Origin of the sequence: Sulfitobacter sp. THAF37 (assembly GCF_009363555.1) — a bacterium.
Taxonomy (GTDB): Bacteria; Pseudomonadota; Alphaproteobacteria; order Rhodobacterales; family Rhodobacteraceae; genus Sulfitobacter.
Genome location: NZ_CP045372.1, coordinates 1,403,818 through 1,420,997, shown reverse-complemented (window position 1 = coordinate 1,420,997; position 17,180 = coordinate 1,403,818). Strand labels below are relative to the sequence as shown.

Sequence of the window (17,180 nt, the reverse complement as noted above, 5' to 3'; positions counted from 1 at the left end):
GGTATGACTGATGAACGCACGTCCACGCACCAAACGGCCAAGCTTTATCGTATGGTCATGCCTGACCATCTGTGCCCCTTCGGTTTGAAAGCGAAAGACCTTCTTGAGCGCGAAGGGTTTGCGGTCGAAGATCACCATCTCGAAACCCGCGAAGAAACCGACCGCTTTCAGGAGCGGGAAAATGTCGATACGACCCCGCAGGTCTACATCGGCGGCAAACGGATCGGCGGCTACGACGACCTGCGCGTTCACCTTGGCCACGACAGCGCGAAGGACGACGGCAAGAGCTATCGGCCGGTCATCGCATTGTTCGCCATGGCTTTCGCCATGAGCATGGCGCTGTGCTGGCTGTCTTTCGGAACACTTCTGACCGTCATGGTCATCCCCAAGTTCATCGCGATTGCGATGTGCCTGCTCGCCCTGCAAAAGCTTCAGGACGTCGAGAGTTTCTCCACCATGTTCCTGAACTACGATCTTTTGGCGCGCCGTTGGGTGCCCTACGGGAAAATCTATCCATATGCCGAGGGGCTGGCAGGTGTATTGATGCTGGCAGGCGTCGCCACCTGGCTGTCTGCCCCGGTCGCACTCTTCATCGGCACAATCGGCGCGTTGTCAGTATTCAAGGCGGTCTATATCGACAAACGCGAATTGAAATGCGCCTGTGTTGGCGGCGACAGCAATGTGCCGTTAGGGTTTATCTCGCTCACCGAGAACCTGATGATGGTCGCAATGGCGATCTGGATGGCGGCGACGGCGCTGTAACTCAGTCGTAATTTCGCTGATCCTCGATCACCAGCCCGTCTTTGGGCAGGGTTCCGGGGTCGACTACGATGACCTCGCCCTTCAGCTTCAGCAGATTTGTGACCGACTGTGCATAGAGGGCTGCATCTCCGCCCGCCGCCTCAATGTGAACGGTCATGACGTCTTTTTCGCCCGCGCGGCTGGCAACGACGCGCGCCTTGCTGATTTCATCGTGCTGGGCCACCAGCGCCGCGACCTGTTCCGGGCGCACGAACATGCCCTTGATCTTGGTGGTCTGATCGGCGCGGCCCATCCAACCCTTGATGCGCATATTCGTCCGCCCGCAAGGACTTTGCCCCTCCATGACTGCTGACAGATCGCCGGTGGCGAAGCGGATCAGGGGGTAATCCGGGTTCAAGGACGTGACGACGACCTCGCCGACCTCGCCCGCTGCGACCGGATCGCCGGTGCCGGGGGTCACGATTTCGACGATCACGCCTTCGTCCACGATCATTCCTTCCATCGCCTGGCTTTCATAGGCGACATTGCCGAGGTCGGCGGTTGCATAGCATTGCAGGCAGGCAATACCCCGATCGGTGTAGTACTGCCGCAGCGAGGGAAACAGCGCACCGCCGCCCACCGCAGCTTTGGTGATGCCCAGTTTCACCCCCATCTCATCAGCTTTCTCCAGGATCACCTTCAGATAATCCGGTGTCCCCGCGTAGGCCGTGGTGCCGATGTCTCGGGCCGCGGTGACTTGCAATTCGGTCTGGCCGACACCAGCGGGCAAGACCATTGCGCCCACTGCCCGCGCACCGCTTTCGAACATATGGCCCGCTGGGGTCAGATGGTAGCCAAAGCAATTCTGAACGATGTCTTCCGGCCCCAATCCCGCCGCATGCAGGAAGCGGCCCATGCGAAACCAATCGGGGCTGCTGCCACCGGGTTCGTAGATCGGGCCTGGCGACTGGAACACATGCGTCGCGTTATGCACCGCGATCCCGCCGAACGGCGGGGCCGCCTTTTGCCAGCCGCTGAGGTCGGACTTGCGCAGGACCGGCAGTTTCGGCAAGTCATCCGGCCCCGAAACCCCCGCGGCCGCCATGCGCCAGCTCTCCGGCGCACCGGTGATGCCTGCCAGGATTTGCCGCAGTTGTCCGGCCTGCGCTGCCGCCCGTGCGTCGGCGCTGCGGGTTTCCAGATCATCGAAATGGGAATCGGACATGACTTCGACCCTTGTTGCTCTTGAACTTGAATGAGGAGCATGGCGCCCCGATGACGTTCGTTTCTGCCTACGCGGCCTTTGCCGGCCGTCAGGATAGCCAGCGTTTGCGGCGGCGGTAGCTGCGCACCTCGCGGTAGCTCTTGCGGCCTTCGTCCGACAGACCGAGGTAGAACTCTTTCACGTCCTGATTTTCGCGCAGGTCGGCTGCGGGGCCGTCCATGACCACACGGCCGGATTCCAGGATATAGCCGTAGTGGGCAAAGCGCAGGGCCACATTGGTGTTCTGCTCGGCCAGCAGAAACGTCACGCCCTGCTCGTCGTTGATCGACCTCACGATCTCGAAAATCTGCTCTACCAGCTGCGGGGCCAGGCCCATCGACGGCTCGTCCAGCAGGATCGTTTCCGGGCGGCTCATCAGCGCACGTCCGACGGCGCACATCTGCTGCTCCCCGCCCGAGGTATAGCCCGCCTGGGACCTCCGCCGCTCTTTCAGGCGCGGAAAGTAATTATAGACCATTTCAAGATCGGCATTGATAGCGCCGGTGCCATCGGTGCGGGTATAGGCGCCCGTCAGCAGATTCTCCTCGATGGTCAGGTGTTCGAAACAGTGGCGACCTTCCATCACCTGGACGACCCCCTTCTTTACCGTCTCGGCAGGGTCGGCATGGTGGATGGGTGCGCCACGATATTTGATCGACCCTTTCGTGACCTCGCCCCGCTCGCTCGCCAGCAACCCCGAGATCGCCTTGAGCGTGGTCGTCTTGCCCGCCCCGTTGCCGCCCAGCAGCGCGGTGATGCCGCCCTTGGGCACGTTCAGGCTGACGCCTTTCAGCACGAGGATCACATGGTTGTAGATTACCTCGATGTTGTTGACTTCCAGCACGTTGTCCACGGCCACGTCAGCGGTATCGGTGTCGTCCAGCATGGGTTTCGTCTTTCCAACAGGATCGGGGATGATGCCCGGCCCGCACCATGGCGCGGGCCGGAAACTGCGCCTTAGCTGCAGCCAGGCTCGATGTTGTTCTCGGCCGCATAGGCGGTCGAGTCTTCCTCGATCAGCGGGCCGATCACGTCGCGGTCGGTTTCCGAGAAGTCAGAGATCAGCGTCCACTCCTTGGCTTCCGCGTCCCACTGCGTCACACCGACAAGACCGTTGCCGCCATGGTTCTCGCAGCTCACCTTGAAGGTCGGGCCAAAGCCGGGCAGACCCAGCTCGGTCATTTTCTCTTCGGTCATGTCGAGGGCTTCCATGCCGTCACGCATCATTGCAGGCGTGATGTCCTTGGTGTCATGGATCTCCATTGCGTTCTTGGCAGCTTCGGCAGCCAGCATCGCGGCATAGAGGCCACGGTTATACAGCACGGTGCCGATTTGGTCGCCAGCACCGGCGGCCAAGCCCTTGTCAACAACATGTGTCTGAATGTCGTCGAAGACCGGGAAGTCGCTGCCCACGCCGTGGAAGGTCAGCGCCTTGTAGCCATCCGCCGCTGCACCGGCTGCCAGCACGTCATTTTCGGAACCGGACCACCAGATGCCGATGAAGTTTTCCATCGGAAACCGGATGTTCGCCGCTTCCTGAACCGCGACCTGGTTCATCACACCCCAGCCGTACATGATCACGTAATCGGGCTTGTCCCGGCGAATCTGCAGCCACTGGGATTTCTGTTCCTGGCCCGGATGATCGACCGGCACTTCCGACAGTTCGAAGCCGTGCTTTTTGCTCAGTTCCTGAAGGGTCCGGATCGGTTCCTTGCCATAGGCGGAGTTGTGGTAGACCAGCGCGATCTTCTTGCCGCTCAGGTCGCCGCCGTTCTCCTCCAGCAGATAATTGATGGCGCCCGACGCACCGTCCCAATAGTTGGCGGGATAGTTGAACGTGTGGGTGAACACTTCGCCGTTCTTGGCCGAGGTCCGGCCATAGCCCATCGTGTGCATCGGGATGTCATCAGCCGTCGTTTTGGGGATCAGCTGATAGGTGATTCCGGTCGACAGCGGTTGATAAACCAGACCGCCACTGTCCTTCAGCGATTCATAGCACTCCACACCCTTCTCGGTGTTATAGGCCGTCTCGCATTCCGGAACGCTTGTCATCACCCCGTTGATGCCGCCATCACGTTCGTTCAGCATGGTGAAATAGTCGGCGTACCCGTCAGCAAAGGGGATCCCGCCCGCGGCGTAGGGGCCGGTCCGATAGCTCAGCGACGGAAAGACGAGTTCCGCCATCGCCGGGGCGGCGGCCATCATGCCCGCGACCGCCAGTGTTGCCAGTTTCAGTTTCATCGGTGTTTCCTCCCTTGGATAATTTCCGACTTGTTACGTTTGAGGGCAGGGTTCCGCCCCACCTCGGTTCAGTAGTCCCGATCCTAATGCGGGAAGGGCCACAATCTGAGTTTTTCCTTGGCCACGCGCCAGAGCTGCGCGATGCCATGCGGCTCGGCGATCAGGAACAGCACGATCAGCGCCCCCACGATCACCAGCTGCAGATGCGCCACGATGTCGGTCGGCCAGCCCAGCCAATCCACGCCGACAACCTTCAGAAGGACCGGCAACAGCACCAGGAAGGCCGCCCCCGCGAAGGATCCGAAGATACTGCCCAGCCCGCCGATGATGATCATGAAGAGCACCAGGAAGGATTTCTGGATGCCGAAAGCCTCGCCCACCTCGACCGCGCCCAGATAGATCGCAAAGAACAATGCCCCGGAAATCCCGATGAAGAACGACGAGACCGCAAAGGCCGTCAGCTTGGCCCGCAGCGGGTTCACACCGATGATCTCGGCCGCGATGTCCATGTCGCGGATCGCCATCCACTTGCGCCCCACCGACCCGCGCGTCAAATTCCGCGCCACGATGGCGCTGAAGATCGTGAAAATCAGGCAGAACGCGTAGGTTGCCCAAGCTTCGGCATTGGGGCCGGTGATGACAACGCCAAACACGTCCCGCTCCGGCGCGTTGATCTGGCCCGAGGCCGAGTAGTTGTAGAACCACGGAAACCGGTTGAAGAGCCAGACCAGAAAGAACTGCGCCGCCAGCGTCGCCACCGCCAGGTAGAACCCCTTGATCCGCAGGGACGGCAGGCCGAACAGCACCCCAACCCCGGCGGTGATCACCCCTGCCAGGATCACATGAACGAACATGCTGACGTCGGGCATCGCCGTCATCAGCTTGTAGCAGGCATAGGCCCCTACCGCCATGAACCCCCCGGTGCCCAGGCTCACCTGTCCGCAATACCCTACGAGTATGTTCAGCCCGATCGCTGCAATGGCATAGATCAGGAAGGGCAGCAGCAGCGAGTTGGCCCAGTAGTCGTTGATGACGAAGGGCACGACGAAAATCGCCGCAAACAGGACCAGATAATAGCGATACCGGTCGAACCTGATCGGAAAGGTCTGCTGATCTTCGGCATAGGTGGTCCGGAAATCGCCCGCTTCACGGTAGAACATCAATCGGCCTCTCTGACAGTATAACACCCAACTACGCGACGCCAATTCGGCTCAGGATCCTGGGGGCAAAGGAGTCGCTCGTTTGCAGCGTCCCAAACGAGCCAGTGTGTTTTATATTCGACCAAGCACGTCTCATTTAGTTCCCTGAGATACCGCTCTTTTTCTTCAGCTGAGCCACTTAACTTTCTAGAGTAACCCACCCGATAGCCCATTTCTTCAAAGGCTTGACGGATCTCTGTATCGTCAGCGCCCTTTCGCTCGATCACATCGGGGTTTCTGAAGGCATTCCGAGCCTCTTCAAACGAAACTCGCGATATCATTCGCAAGCAGGCTATTCCGCAGTCTGCAGCTCCCCTTTGTTTGTAGCGACGCACATTTTCTATAGGCATAATTTGTCAAACCCGCTCAATGATCCGCTCCCCGAACAGGCCCTGCGGGCGGAACACCAGGAACAGCAGCGCCAGCATGTAGGCGAACCAGTTCTCCGTGGCCCCGCCGAGGTACGGCGCCCCGATCAGAAATTCGAACAGCTTCTCGCCCACGCCGATGATCAGCCCGCCCACGATGGCGCCGGGGATCGAGGTGAACCCGCCCAGCATCAGCACCGGCAGCGCCTTGAGCGCAATCAGCGACAGCGAGAACTGCACGCCCGACTTTGCCCCCCACATGATCCCGGCCACCAGCGCCACGAATCCCGCAAGCGACCAGACCAAGACCCATATGTAGTTCAGCGACACACCCACCGACAGCGCCGCCTGATGGTCATCCGCCACGGCCCGCATCGCGCGGCCCTGTTTCGTGTACTGTGCGAACACGACCAGCCCGATCACCAGCACCGCGGCCACGATAGAGGCGACGATATCCAGGTTGTCGATAAAGACGCCCGTGCCAAACGCTTCATAGGTGGTTTCGTCCAGCCACATGTTCATGCCCTGCGGCAGACAGGCTCCTTGGGCCGCACATACGTCCAGCGCCTTGAGCTCGGATCCCCACATCAGGTCCGCGACCCCTTCGAGGAAATAGGCCAGGCCGATGGTGGCCATGAACAGGATGATCGGTTCCTGCCCGACCAGGTGCCGGAATACGAACCTTTGCACCGCCCAGGCGAGCACGATCATCACCAGAACCGTCAGCAGGATGGCGAGGAAACTGTGCACCGTCCACCCGAAACCGTGCACATCGGTGCCGAAGATCGCGTTGATCAGATGCGCAAAGGGCACCTGCCCGTTCTGAATGCCCACCAGTGTCATCGCAGCGAACAGCGCCATGACGCCCTGCGCATAGTTGAAGATGCCCGAGGCCTTGTAGATCAGCACGAAACCCAGCGCGACCAGCGCATAAAGCACGCCTGCCATCAGGCCGTTCAGAAAGACTTCGGCGGTATAAACCAGCTGCTCAGGCATTGATCGGCCCTCCGTCAAACCGTAGCAGGGCGCAGATTGTCCGCTCGGCATTATCAGTCATGGGCTACCCCCAAATAAGCGTCGATCACGTCCTGGTTGTTGCGCACCTCTGTCGGGGTGCCGTCACCGATCTTCTTGCCGTAATCCATCACCACCACCCGGTCGGAGAGGTCCATGACCACGCCCATGTCGTGCTCGATCAGCGCGATGGTGGTGCCGAATTCGTCGTTTACGTCCAGGATAAAGCGGCTCATGTCCTCCTTCTCCTCGACGTTCATGCCCGCCATCGGCTCATCCAGCAGCAGGATCGACGGCTCGGCGGCCAGCGCGCGGGCCAGTTCGACACGTTTCTTCAAGCCATAGGGCAAACGTGCCACCGGCGTCTTGCGGATCGCCTGGATCTCCAGAAAGTCGATGATCTTTTCGGCGGCTTCCCGGTTCTCGATCTCTTCCCGCTCGGCCTTGCCCTTCCAAAGGCTCTGCCAGAACATGCCGGTGCTCATATGCGGCAGGCGACCGGTCATCACGTTGTCCAGCACGCTCATCCCTTCGAAGAGCGCGATGTTCTGGAACGTCCGGGCGATGCCCTGCTCCGCCACCTGGAACGGTTTCATCGCCGGGCGGCGGGAGCCCTTGTACCAGACTTCGCCTTCCTGCGGGACGTAGAAGCCGGAGATGACGTTCAGCATCGACGATTTCCCGGCGCCGTTCGGGCCGATGATCGCACGGATCTCGCCCTCCCGGATGTCAAAGGATATGTCCTTGATCGCCTCTACCCCGCCAAAGCGCAGCGTGATGTTCTTCATCTCCATCACGACCGGGCCGATGGTGCGGCCGTCGGCGGTCTGGTAGCTTTCTGCGTTATCCTTCACAGCTTGCTCCCCTTATCCTGTTTCACGGCACACCCGGCGCGGGATGGCGGGCGGGGCGTCGCGGCACGCGCGCGGCGCATCTCCATCACTCTGCCGCCATTTTCTTGCGGTTATCCGCGAACACCTTCGCATCGCGGACTTCCAGCGTCGCCTTGATGCTGCCCTTGCGCCCGTCCTCGTATGTCACCTCGGTCTCGGTACTGATCGTTTTCGACCCATCATAGAGCGCCACAACGATGTCGTCGTATTTCTCGCTGATGATCTTTCGACGCACCTTGCGGGTGCGGGTCAATTCGCCGTCGTCGGCGTCCAATTCCTTGTGTAGCACGACAAACCGGTGGACCTGGCAGCCCGATAGCATCTCATCCTCGGCAATGCTGGCGTTGACCTCCTCCACATGGGACTGGATCGTATCCATCACCTGCGGATGGCGCGCCAGCTCCTGATAGGACGCATAGCCGATGTTGTTGCGCTCGGCCCAGTTGCCCACCGCCGTCAGGTCGATGTTGATAAAGGCGGTGCATTCGGTGCGACCGTTGCCAAAGACCACGGCCTCAAGGATGTTGGGAAAGAACTTCAGCTTGTTCTCGACGTACTTCGGCGCGAACAGCGATCCGTCCGCCATCTTGCCCACGTCCTTGGCCCGGTCGATGATCCGCAGGTGGCCGGTGTCCTCTTCGATGAAACCGGCGTCGCCGGTGGCGACCCAGCCTTCGGGATCCTTGGTGTCCGCAGTGCTTTCCGGGTTCTTGTAGTATTCGACGAAGACGCCAGGCGACCGGTAGAAAACCTCGCCATTCTCCGCGATCTTCAGCTCGACACCGGGTGACGGCACACCAACGGTGTCGCTGCGCACCTCGCCGTCCGGCTGCGCGGTGATGAAAACCGTCGCCTCGGTCTGACCGTAGAGCTGTTTGAGATTGATCCCCAGTGACCGGTAGAAGTCGAAAATCTCGGGCCCGATCGCTTCGCCCGCGGTGTAGCCCACGCGCACCCGGCTCAGGCCCAGGGTATTCTTGAGCGGGCCATAGATCAGCATTTCGCCCAACCTGTACTTCAGGCGATCCCAGGTGCCCACCCTGCCGCCGTCCAGAATAGCCGGGCCGACCTTTCGGGCATGGGCCATGAAGGTGTCGAAAAGCCATTTCTTCAACCGGCCCGAATCCTCCATGCGGATCATCACGTTGGTCAATTGCGTTTCGAACACCCGTGGCGGTGCGAAGTAGTAAGTCGGCCCGATCTCGCGCAGGTCCACATGCATCGTGTCCGCCGATTCGGGACAATTGGTGCAGAACCCGGTCCAAAGCGCCTGACCCACGGAAAAGATGAAATCGCCCACCCAGGCCATCGGCAGATAGGCGAGGATGTCATCGGTCTGGCGCAGCCCGTCGAACTCGGACGAGGATTTCGCCGTTTCGATGATGTTGCGGTTGGACAGCACCACGCCCTTGGGCTTGCCCGTGGTGCCGGAGGTATAGAGCATCACACCGGTACTGTCGTAGTCCAGCCTGGCCTGACGCGCTTCCATCTCCTTGATGTGCTTCTCGCGGGTCTCGCGCCCGATTTCCTGTACCCTGCTGTACTGGGTCAGGGCGGAATGGTCGTATTTCCGCAGGCCGCGCGGATCGAGATAGATCATCTGCTCGAACCCGGTCAGCCGGTCCTGCACTTCGATGATCTTGTCCACCTGTTCCTGATCGCCCACCACGGCAAACCGCGCCCCGCAGTGGTCCATGACATAGGCCATCTCGTCCGCGTTGGAGTCCTGGTACAGCGGGACGGGAATTGCCCCCACCATCTGCGCGGCCATCATGACCCAATACAGATAGGGCCGGTTGCGCCCGATGATCGCGATGAAGTCGCCCTCCTGCGCGCCCATCTCCATCAGCCCCAGGGCCAGCGCCTCGACCTCGTCGCGGGTCTGCGACCAGGTCCAGCTCTGCCAGATGCCGTATTCCTTTTCGCGATACGCGGGCGCGTTTGCGAACTCCCGTGCATTGCGGTGCAACAGGGCCGGCACGGATGCGGGTCCGTCGGCGCGCGTCAGCGGCTTGGCCAAATTCTTCTCCTCCCAGTGCCGCCTTCAGGCGGCGCGATCACTTTGCGCGATTCTTTCACCCCTCCAAGGTGAGGATTTGATGCTGGAGGTCAAATTTTTCCCGATGATTTCCAAATCCTTTCGAATTGTAACCAGATCGAATTGCGCTTGGCGCGGGGTCGATGGCGGTGCTACCTCCAAACAGGGAGGGGCCATGCAAATCACCGACGACCAGACCAAGGCGATGACAACCGCGGGCCTGAACCTGATCGCCCAGGCCTTGACGATCTACGATTCCAACCTGCGGCTCGCGGTGTGCAACGCGCCGTTTCAGCAAATGTTCGATCTGCCCGACAGGCTGGTCACTCCGGGCGCCACCTTCAGAGAGACGATCCATCACCTCGCGACCAAAGGCGAATACGGCGAAGTCGCGGACATCGAGACCTTCGTGCAAGAACGCGTCGAACAGGCCCGCGCGTTCGAACCCCACTACATGGAGCGGACCCGCGCCAACGGGCGCACCATCTCTGTCGAAGGATCGCCGCTGCCCCAGGGGGGCTGGGTCACGGTCTACACCGACATCACCGCCGCCAAGACGCAGGAGGCTCTGCTGCGCGCAAGGGCCGGTGCGCTTTCGGATCAGGTGCTCGCGCACGCCGAACAACTGTCGCAAACCAACCGCGAACGCGCCGCGATGATTTCCGCCCTGGAAGAGACCAAGCGGCAATTGACCGAAAGCGAAGCCCGCACGCGCCTCACGACCGAGATGATGCCCGCGCATATCGCCCACGTGGACGCCGGGGCGCGCTACACCTACTCCAACCGCCGTCTCAGCAGTGTGATGCCCGGCAGGCCCCGCAACATAGTCGGCCTGCATATCTCCGAGGCGCTCGGTCCCCGTGCCTTTTCCCGGATCAAGCCGGATCTGGAACGGGCCCTCCGGGGCGAGTCTTCCATCGTTGAATTCACCGACCCGGAAAGCGCGCGGCGCATTCGCGGGTCCTTTACCCCGGACGGTCAGGCCGGTGCCTACGTCATGTCGATGGACATCACCGAAGAGACACAGACCCGCGAAGCCCTGCAGCAGACCCGCAAACGTGAATTGGCCGCGCAGATGATCTCGGGTCTGGCGCATGATTTCTCGAACCTGCTGACGATTATTATGGGCCTTCAGTCGCGGCTGGCCCGCCTTCCCGGCCTCCCGGCCGAGGGAGGAACGCTGATCCACGGCACCCTCGCCGCCGCCCGCCGGGGCGGCGCGCTGCTGTCCACCATCGCCGACATGACCGGGCCGGGAAATCTGCGCCCCGTCTCGGTCGATCTCGACGCCCTGATCGCCGACCTTCACACTCTGGCCGCCCCGACGCTTCCCGCCAATGTCCGGCTTCTCATCACGAACGAAGCACCGGGCATCACCGCCCTGCTGGATCGGGGCCGCCTGAACGACAGCCTGCTGAACCTGATCCTCAACGCCCGCGATGCCATCGGCACGACCGGCACCATCAGCCTGACCCAGCGCCTGGTGCATGATACCTGGATCGAATGGGTGGTGACGGACAGCGGACCGGGGTTCTCGCCCTCGGCCCTGGAACGCGGTCTCGACCCGTTCTTCACCACCAAAGGCAGCGAAGGATCAGGGCTGGGCCTGCCGATGGTCTACGACATGACCAAATCCGCTGGCGGAAACCTGCGCCTGTCCAATGACCCCGCAGGCGGCGCGCAAGTGACCCTGCGCCTGCCCTACCGGGCCGCGATCCCGGCCACCGGCGGGCTCGTCCTGCTGGTGGAGGACCACGACGACATCCGCGCCTCGGTCCGGGACATGCTGACCGGCATCGGCCATTCGGTCATCGAGGCGACGAGCGCAGACGAGGCGACGGCGCTGCTCGCCGATCTGCCCGACATCGCCTTCGTGCTCTCCGATATCCAGCTGATGGGAGAGGCGACAGGCCTTGACCTCGCCAGGCGCATCGCGGGAACCACGCCGATCTGCCTGATGACTTCCCTGCCCGCAGACCACCAGCTGTTCACGGCGGCCCAGCGCCTTGCCCCGGTGCTGCGCAAACCCTTTGATGACCAGGACCTCGCCGCGCTGATCCAGCCGGCCCTGCAAAAAGGCGCATGACCATGACCGCCAAGGACCGCCCGCTCGTTACCATCCTCGACGACGAACCCGAGATCCGCACCATGCTGGGCGAAGCATTGGAGGAGGCGGGCTTCGACACGCTCAGTTTTGGCCGCGCCCGCGCGTTCGAAGCGGCCCTGGCCAGGTACCGCCCCGATGTCTGCCTGGTGGACCTCAGCCTGCCGGACACGGATGGGCTGACACTGGTGCACCGCCTCGCGCTGGAACAGGGCGCAATCGTGATCATCATCTCGGGCCGGGCCGAAGTACAGGACCGCGTGACCGGCCTTGAACTGGGCGCGGACGACTACATCATCAAACCTTTCGAGCCGGCCGAGGTTGTCGCGCGCATCCGCGCCCGCCTGCGCGGCGCCCGGCCCAGCCCCCAATCCGGCAGTACCGCCCGGTTCAACGGCTGGACCGCGCATTTCGACCGCTACGTGCTGGAGAACGCGGAAGGCGACGAAACCCCGTTTTCCCATGCCGAAGGCGAGGTCCTGCGCCTGTTTCTCGACAGCCCGAAGCGCCTGATCAGCCGGGCGCAGATGCAGGAAAGCCTGGGCGGCGCGGCGTCGGAGAGCTTCGACCGGGCGATGGACGTGCGCATTTCCCGCCTCCGGACCAAGCTCAGCGAGGATCCGAAGAACCCGCAATTGATCAAGACGATCTATGGCGCCGGCTACATTTTCCTGGGCGACGTTACATGGAGCTGACCCCGCGGCGACTTGGGCCGGACGACCCGGCGTTGCCAGGGGTTCTCGGGCTGATCCGCGCGGCCTTTGCCCAGATGGAAAACCGGATCGACCCGCCGTCCTCCATGCAGAGGATGACGCTGGAAAGCCTGCGCAAGGATGCCGCCCGCGCCGAAGTGTGGTCGCTGGGCACCCCACCCCTGGCCTGCGTGATCCTGACGCCGAAACCGGCGGCGCTCTACCTGGGAAAGCTGGCCGTGGACCCAAAGGCCCGGCGGCAGGGCCTGGCCCGGCATATGATCGACCACGCTGAAACCCGCGCGCGGGCGCTGGGCCTGCCGGTAATAGAGCTGCAATGCCGCGTCGAACTGGTGGAGAACCACGCGCTCTTCGTCGCTTGCGGGTACACCGAAACGGCGCGCACCGCGCATCCGGGCTTCACCCGCCCGACCTCCGTCAGCTTTGCCAAGGTCCTGGGCCGCTGATGCATCAGCCCAAAGCGGACACGGCACGCGCCAGCACCTCCACCCCGGCGACAAGGTCCTCCTCCGCCGTGTCTTCCTCGAACGCATGGCTGATCCCGTTGATCGACGGCACGAACAACATCGCCACCGGCATCAGCCGCGAGACATTGGTGGCATCGTGCAACGCGCCAGAGGGCATCGCCCGCCACTTTCCCGGCGCCACCGCTTCGGCCCCCGCTTCCAGCGCGCCCCGCAGCCGGGCATCCATTTTCACCGGATCGAGCCCCAGCAGCGGCCCATAAGACAGCTCCATCCCCCGGTCCTGCGCCACTTGCTGCGCGGTATCGCGGATAATCGCTTCCATCCGGGACAGCCGGTCGCTGTCCCCGTCGCGCCATTGCATCGAAAACACCGCCCGCCCCGGCACGATCGACGATGCATTCGGATGCAGCGATACATGCCCGATGGTCCAGACCGTCGCCGGGGACACCACGTTCCGGAACCGCTCCTCAAGCAAGCTGTTGAACGCCGACACCGCCTGAAAAGCGTCCTTGCGCAAATGCATCGGCGTGGTGCCCGCGTGATTCTGCTGACCCTCGAATGTCACCTTCATGTCCCGAATACCGACAATGTCCGACACCACGCCGATCTGCTCTCCGGCACTGTCGAGCGTCGGCCCCTGCTCGATGTGCATTTCGATGAAACCGGTGAAGCGCGCCGGGTCCACCGGCCCGGTGACCATCTTGCCCATCGCCGCCCGCGCATCGGCCAGCGCGACACCCGCGTGATCGGTCAGCACATCCGCCTCAGGCTGCGACAGATGCCCCGACCAGACGGCGGAGCCCGTGGTGACACCGAAACGCCCTTCCTCGTCCTGAAACGATACCACCGAAACCGCGGGCCCGCCCGCCTCACGGCTGGCCCGCGCCACCTCCAGCGCCGCCACCACGCCCAGCGCGCCGTCCAGCCAGCCGCCCTCGGGCTGGCTGTCCGAATGTGATCCCATCAACAGAGATGGCCCCTCGGTCAGGCCGAAAAGATTGCCCATCCCGTCGACCGCAACTTCCAGCCCTGCGTCCTGGAACCGCTCCGCGAGCCAGCGCCGCGCCGCAACGTCGGCTTCCGTATACGCGGGCCGCACCACCCCCTTGCCGACACCCGCTGCGCCTATGGCCCGCAAGGCATGAAGGTCCGCCAGAAATCTGTCGCTGTTGATCTGCACGACGCCCCCCTTTCTTTTTGCCCAAAATACTCCGGGGAGTTTGAGGGGCAGCGCCCCTCATCAGCAAGGATAAAATCGAATGCGCGCCCCACAGGGGCGCGCACCGGCAGATCGCATCTGCAAGCCGCTCACTCCGCCCCGACGGTATCCTGTACCGGTTCGACCCGGACGGCCGAGAACTTGAACTCGGGGATCTTGCCGTAGGGGTCCACCGCCGGGTTGGTCAGGATGTTCGCCGCCGCCTCGACATAGGCAAAGGGCAGGAACACCATGTCGGGCGACACGGCCCGGTCCTCGCGCGCCATGATCTCGATGCTGCCGCGCTTGGTGCTCAGCCGCACGTGCTCTCCGGCCGTCACCCCCAGCTTGCGCAGGGTGCTGGGGTGCAGCGAACAATTCGCCTCCGGTTCCAGACCGTCCAGCACGCTGGCCCGACGTGTCATGGAACCCGTATGCCAGTGCTCCAGCTGCCGCCCGGTGGTCAGGATCATCGGGAACTCCGCGTCTGGCACATCGTCCGGCGGGATGATCGACGCGGGCGTGAACTTCGCGCGGCCATCCGGGCGTGGGAACCCGTCGGCAAAGACAATCGCCTGGCCGGGATCAGTCTCGCTCAGCGACGGGTAAGTCACCGCGTTTTCCCGTGCCAGCCTGTCCCAGGTAATATTGTTCAGCGAGCGCATGTTCAGCTTCATCTCGGCAAAAACATCCGCCGGGTTCTCGTAGGTCCAGCCAAGCCCCAGACGCTTGGCCAGCTCCACCTCGATCCACCAGTCCTCGCGCGCCTCGCCCGGAGGCGCCACCGCCGCCCGGCCCATCTGGACCTGCCGGTTGGTATTCGTCACGGTTCCGGATTTTTCGGCAAAGGCGCTGGCGGGCAGGATCACATCGGCATAATTCGCCGTCTCGGTGATGAAGATGTCCTGCACAACCAGATGATCCAGCTTGGCCAGCGCGTCGCGCGCATGCTCCACATCCGGGTCGGACATGGCGGGGTTTTCGCCCAGCACATACATGCCGCGAATATCGCCATCATGGACCGCATCCATGATCTCGGTCACGGTCAGCCCCTTCTCGGCAGAGAAATCGCCGGATTTCCAGACCTCGGCAAACGCCGACCGCACACCGTCGTCCATGACCGACTGGTAGTCTGGCAGGAACATCGGGATCAGACCCGCATCGGACGCGCCCTGCACGTTGTTCTGTCCCCGCAGGGGGTGCAGCCCGGCGCCGGGGCGGCCCACCTGCCCCGTCATCAGCGCCAGTGAAATCAGGCAGCGCGAGTTGTCGGTGCCGTGGATGTGCTGGCTGACCCCCATGCCCCAGAAGATCATTGCAGCATTTGCCCCGGCAAAGGTCCGCGCCACGTCGCGCAGGGTTTCGGCGTCTATGCCACAGATCGGGGCCATCTTCTCGGGGGAGAAATCCTTCAGATGCTCTTTCTCCGCCTCCCAGTTCTCGGTGTAGGCTTCGATGTACTGCTGATCATACAGCCCTTCTTCCACGATCACATGCATGATCGCGTTCAGCATCGACACATCGGTGCCGGGCCGGAACTGCAGCATGTGGCTGGAGAACCGTTTCAGCGCTTGGCCGCGCGGGTCCATCACGATCAGCTTGCCGCCGCGCTTGGTGAACTGCTTGAAATAGGTCGCGGCAACGGGGTGGTTCTCGATCGGGTTGCAGCCGATGGCAATCGCCACATCCGCGTTCTCGATTTCGTTGAAGGTCGCAGTCACCGCGCCGGAACCGACGTTTTCCATCAGCGCCGCCACACTGGAAGCATGGCAAAGCCGGGTGCAGTGATCGACGTTGTTGTGGCCAAACCCCTGGCGGATCAGTTTCTGGAACAGATACGCCTCTTCGTTGGTGCATTTGGCCGAACCGAATCCGGCGACCCCCTTGCCGCCGATGTCCTTGAGCCCCTTGGCGGCGAAATCCAGCGCCTCGTCCCAGCTGGCCTCGCGAAAGAACTGCGACCAATTGCCGGGGTCGACGTTCAGCCCCTTGGGCGGCGCGTCCTCGCGGCGGATCAGAGGCTTTGTCAGGCGGTGGTCGTGGTGGATATAGTCGAACCCAAAGCGCCCCTTCACGCACAGCCGACCCTCGTTGGCGGGGCCGTTGATGCCGTCGACATATTTGACCTTGCCATCCTTGACTTTGAGCGAAATCTGACAGCCCACGCCGCAGAAGGGACAAATGCTGTCCACTTCAGAATCGAAATCGGCGGAATCCCCGACCTGATTTTCGTCCAGCACGGTCGCTTCCATCAGCGCGCCGGTGGGGCAGGCCTGCACGCATTCGCCGCAGGCCACACAGGTGGAGGCCCCCATCGGATCGGCCATGTCGAAGGTCGGATAGGCGTCGTGGCCCCGGCCAGACATGCCGATCACGTCGTTCACCTGCACTTCGCGGCAGGCCCGCACACACAGCCCGCACTGGATGCAGGCGTCCAGGTTGACGCGCATCGCGACGTGGCTGTCGTCCAGCAGGGGGATGCGGCCTTCTTCCAGCTTCGGGAAGCGGCTGGCTTCGACCCCGTTCATCGCCGCCATGTCCCACATGTGGCTGGACTTGTCGTGGCTGACCTCCTGCGCGGGATGATCTGCCATCAGCAACTCCACGACCATCTTGCGGGCGTTTTCCGCGCGGGCGTTGTTGGTGGTGACGACCATGCCCTCCTGCGGTTCACGGATGCAGCTGGCCGCCAGCACGCGCTCACCTTCGATCTCGACCATGCAGGCCCGGCAGTTGCCATCCGGGCGATAACCGGGAGCGGGCTTGTGGCACAAATGCGGGATCTTCAGCCCGCGCCCGTTCGCGACCTCCCAGATTGTCAGGCCGGCTTCTGCCTCCACGGTTTCACCGTCGAGCGTGAATGTGATCTTCTCAGCCATCGCCGTCTCCTCGCATCTGTGCCCGACATATAGCGAAAACCGTGCCACTGCAGGAGTCCCA

The 17,180-nt window shown here is 62.6% G+C and carries 13 protein-coding genes; 4 read left to right on the top strand and 9 right to left on the bottom strand.

Annotated elements, in window-relative coordinates; translation table 11 throughout:
- Nucleotides 1-3 precede the first annotated feature (3 nt).
- On the top strand, nucleotides 4-762 hold the full coding sequence (locus FIU94_RS07045; RefSeq protein ID WP_216643258.1) for a glutaredoxin family protein: 759 nt from the start codon (nucleotides 4-6) through the stop codon (nucleotides 760-762).
- Nucleotide 763: 1 nt separating this feature from the next.
- Here the strand turns inward: FIU94_RS07045 and FIU94_RS07040 are convergent, their stop codons facing one another.
- The 7 genes from FIU94_RS07040 to FIU94_RS07010 form a co-directional block, all read right to left on the bottom strand.
- The gene (locus FIU94_RS07040; protein WP_152465110.1) at nucleotides 764-1,966 is read right to left on the bottom strand and encodes a phenylacetate--CoA ligase family protein; all 1,203 of its coding nucleotides are present in this window, start codon (nucleotides 1,964-1,966) and stop codon (nucleotides 764-766) included.
- 88 nt (nucleotides 1,967-2,054) lie between these two features.
- Entirely contained in the window at nucleotides 2,055-2,891 is an 837-nt protein-coding gene (locus FIU94_RS07035; protein WP_152465109.1) for an ABC transporter ATP-binding protein, read from the bottom strand.
- A 71-nt stretch (nucleotides 2,892-2,962) separates the two neighbouring features.
- Entirely contained in the window at nucleotides 2,963-4,246 is a 1,284-nt protein-coding gene (locus tag FIU94_RS07030; protein WP_152465108.1) for an ABC transporter substrate-binding protein, read from the bottom strand.
- An 83-nt stretch (nucleotides 4,247-4,329) separates the two neighbouring features.
- Nucleotides 4,330-5,406 carry a branched-chain amino acid ABC transporter permease gene (locus FIU94_RS07025; RefSeq protein ID WP_152465107.1) on the bottom strand — a complete coding sequence of 359 codons (1,077 nt, stop codon included), beginning with the start codon at nucleotides 5,404-5,406 and terminating at the stop codon, nucleotides 4,330-4,332.
- 395 nt (nucleotides 5,407-5,801) lie between these two features.
- The gene (locus FIU94_RS07020) at nucleotides 5,802-6,809 is read right to left on the bottom strand and encodes a branched-chain amino acid ABC transporter permease (RefSeq protein ID WP_152465106.1); all 1,008 of its coding nucleotides are present in this window, start codon (nucleotides 6,807-6,809) and stop codon (nucleotides 5,802-5,804) included.
- 53 nt (nucleotides 6,810-6,862) lie between these two features.
- Nucleotides 6,863-7,681, bottom strand: a complete 819-nt coding sequence (locus FIU94_RS07015; protein ID WP_152465105.1) for an ABC transporter ATP-binding protein — start codon at nucleotides 7,679-7,681, stop codon at nucleotides 6,863-6,865.
- Between the two features lie 85 nt (nucleotides 7,682-7,766).
- Nucleotides 7,767-9,740 (bottom strand): AMP-binding protein, encoded by a 1,974-nt coding sequence (locus FIU94_RS07010; protein WP_172975865.1) that lies wholly within the window; start codon nucleotides 9,738-9,740, stop codon nucleotides 7,767-7,769.
- 193 nt (nucleotides 9,741-9,933) lie between these two features.
- Here FIU94_RS07010 and FIU94_RS07005 point away from each other — a divergent pair, with 193 nt between their 5' ends.
- Genes FIU94_RS07005 through FIU94_RS06995 form a run of 3 tightly spaced genes read left to right on the top strand, consistent with a single transcriptional unit; the run spans nucleotide 9,934 to nucleotide 13,021 of the window.
- Nucleotides 9,934-11,844, top strand: coding sequence for a PAS-domain containing protein (locus FIU94_RS07005; RefSeq protein WP_152465104.1), 1,911 nt, complete (start codon nucleotides 9,934-9,936; stop codon nucleotides 11,842-11,844).
- 2 nt (nucleotides 11,845-11,846) lie between these two features.
- Nucleotides 11,847-12,557 (top strand): response regulator transcription factor, encoded by a 711-nt coding sequence (locus tag FIU94_RS07000; protein WP_152465103.1) that lies wholly within the window; start codon nucleotides 11,847-11,849, stop codon nucleotides 12,555-12,557.
- Nucleotides 12,548-13,021, top strand: a complete 474-nt coding sequence (locus tag FIU94_RS06995) for a GNAT family N-acetyltransferase (protein WP_152465102.1) — start codon at nucleotides 12,548-12,550, stop codon at nucleotides 13,019-13,021. The genes FIU94_RS07000 and FIU94_RS06995 overlap by 10 nt, the downstream gene beginning before the upstream one ends.
- A gap of 4 nt (nucleotides 13,022-13,025) precedes the next feature.
- Here FIU94_RS06995 and FIU94_RS06990 read toward each other — a convergent pair whose 3' ends face one another.
- On the bottom strand, nucleotides 13,026-14,222 hold the full coding sequence (locus FIU94_RS06990) for a Zn-dependent hydrolase (RefSeq protein WP_152465101.1): 1,197 nt from the start codon (nucleotides 14,220-14,222) through the stop codon (nucleotides 13,026-13,028).
- A gap of 128 nt (nucleotides 14,223-14,350) precedes the next feature.
- Nucleotides 14,351-17,119, bottom strand: coding sequence for a formate dehydrogenase subunit alpha (gene fdhF / locus FIU94_RS06985; RefSeq protein ID WP_152465100.1), 2,769 nt, complete (start codon nucleotides 17,117-17,119; stop codon nucleotides 14,351-14,353).
- Nucleotides 17,120-17,180: the final 61 nt, after the last annotated feature.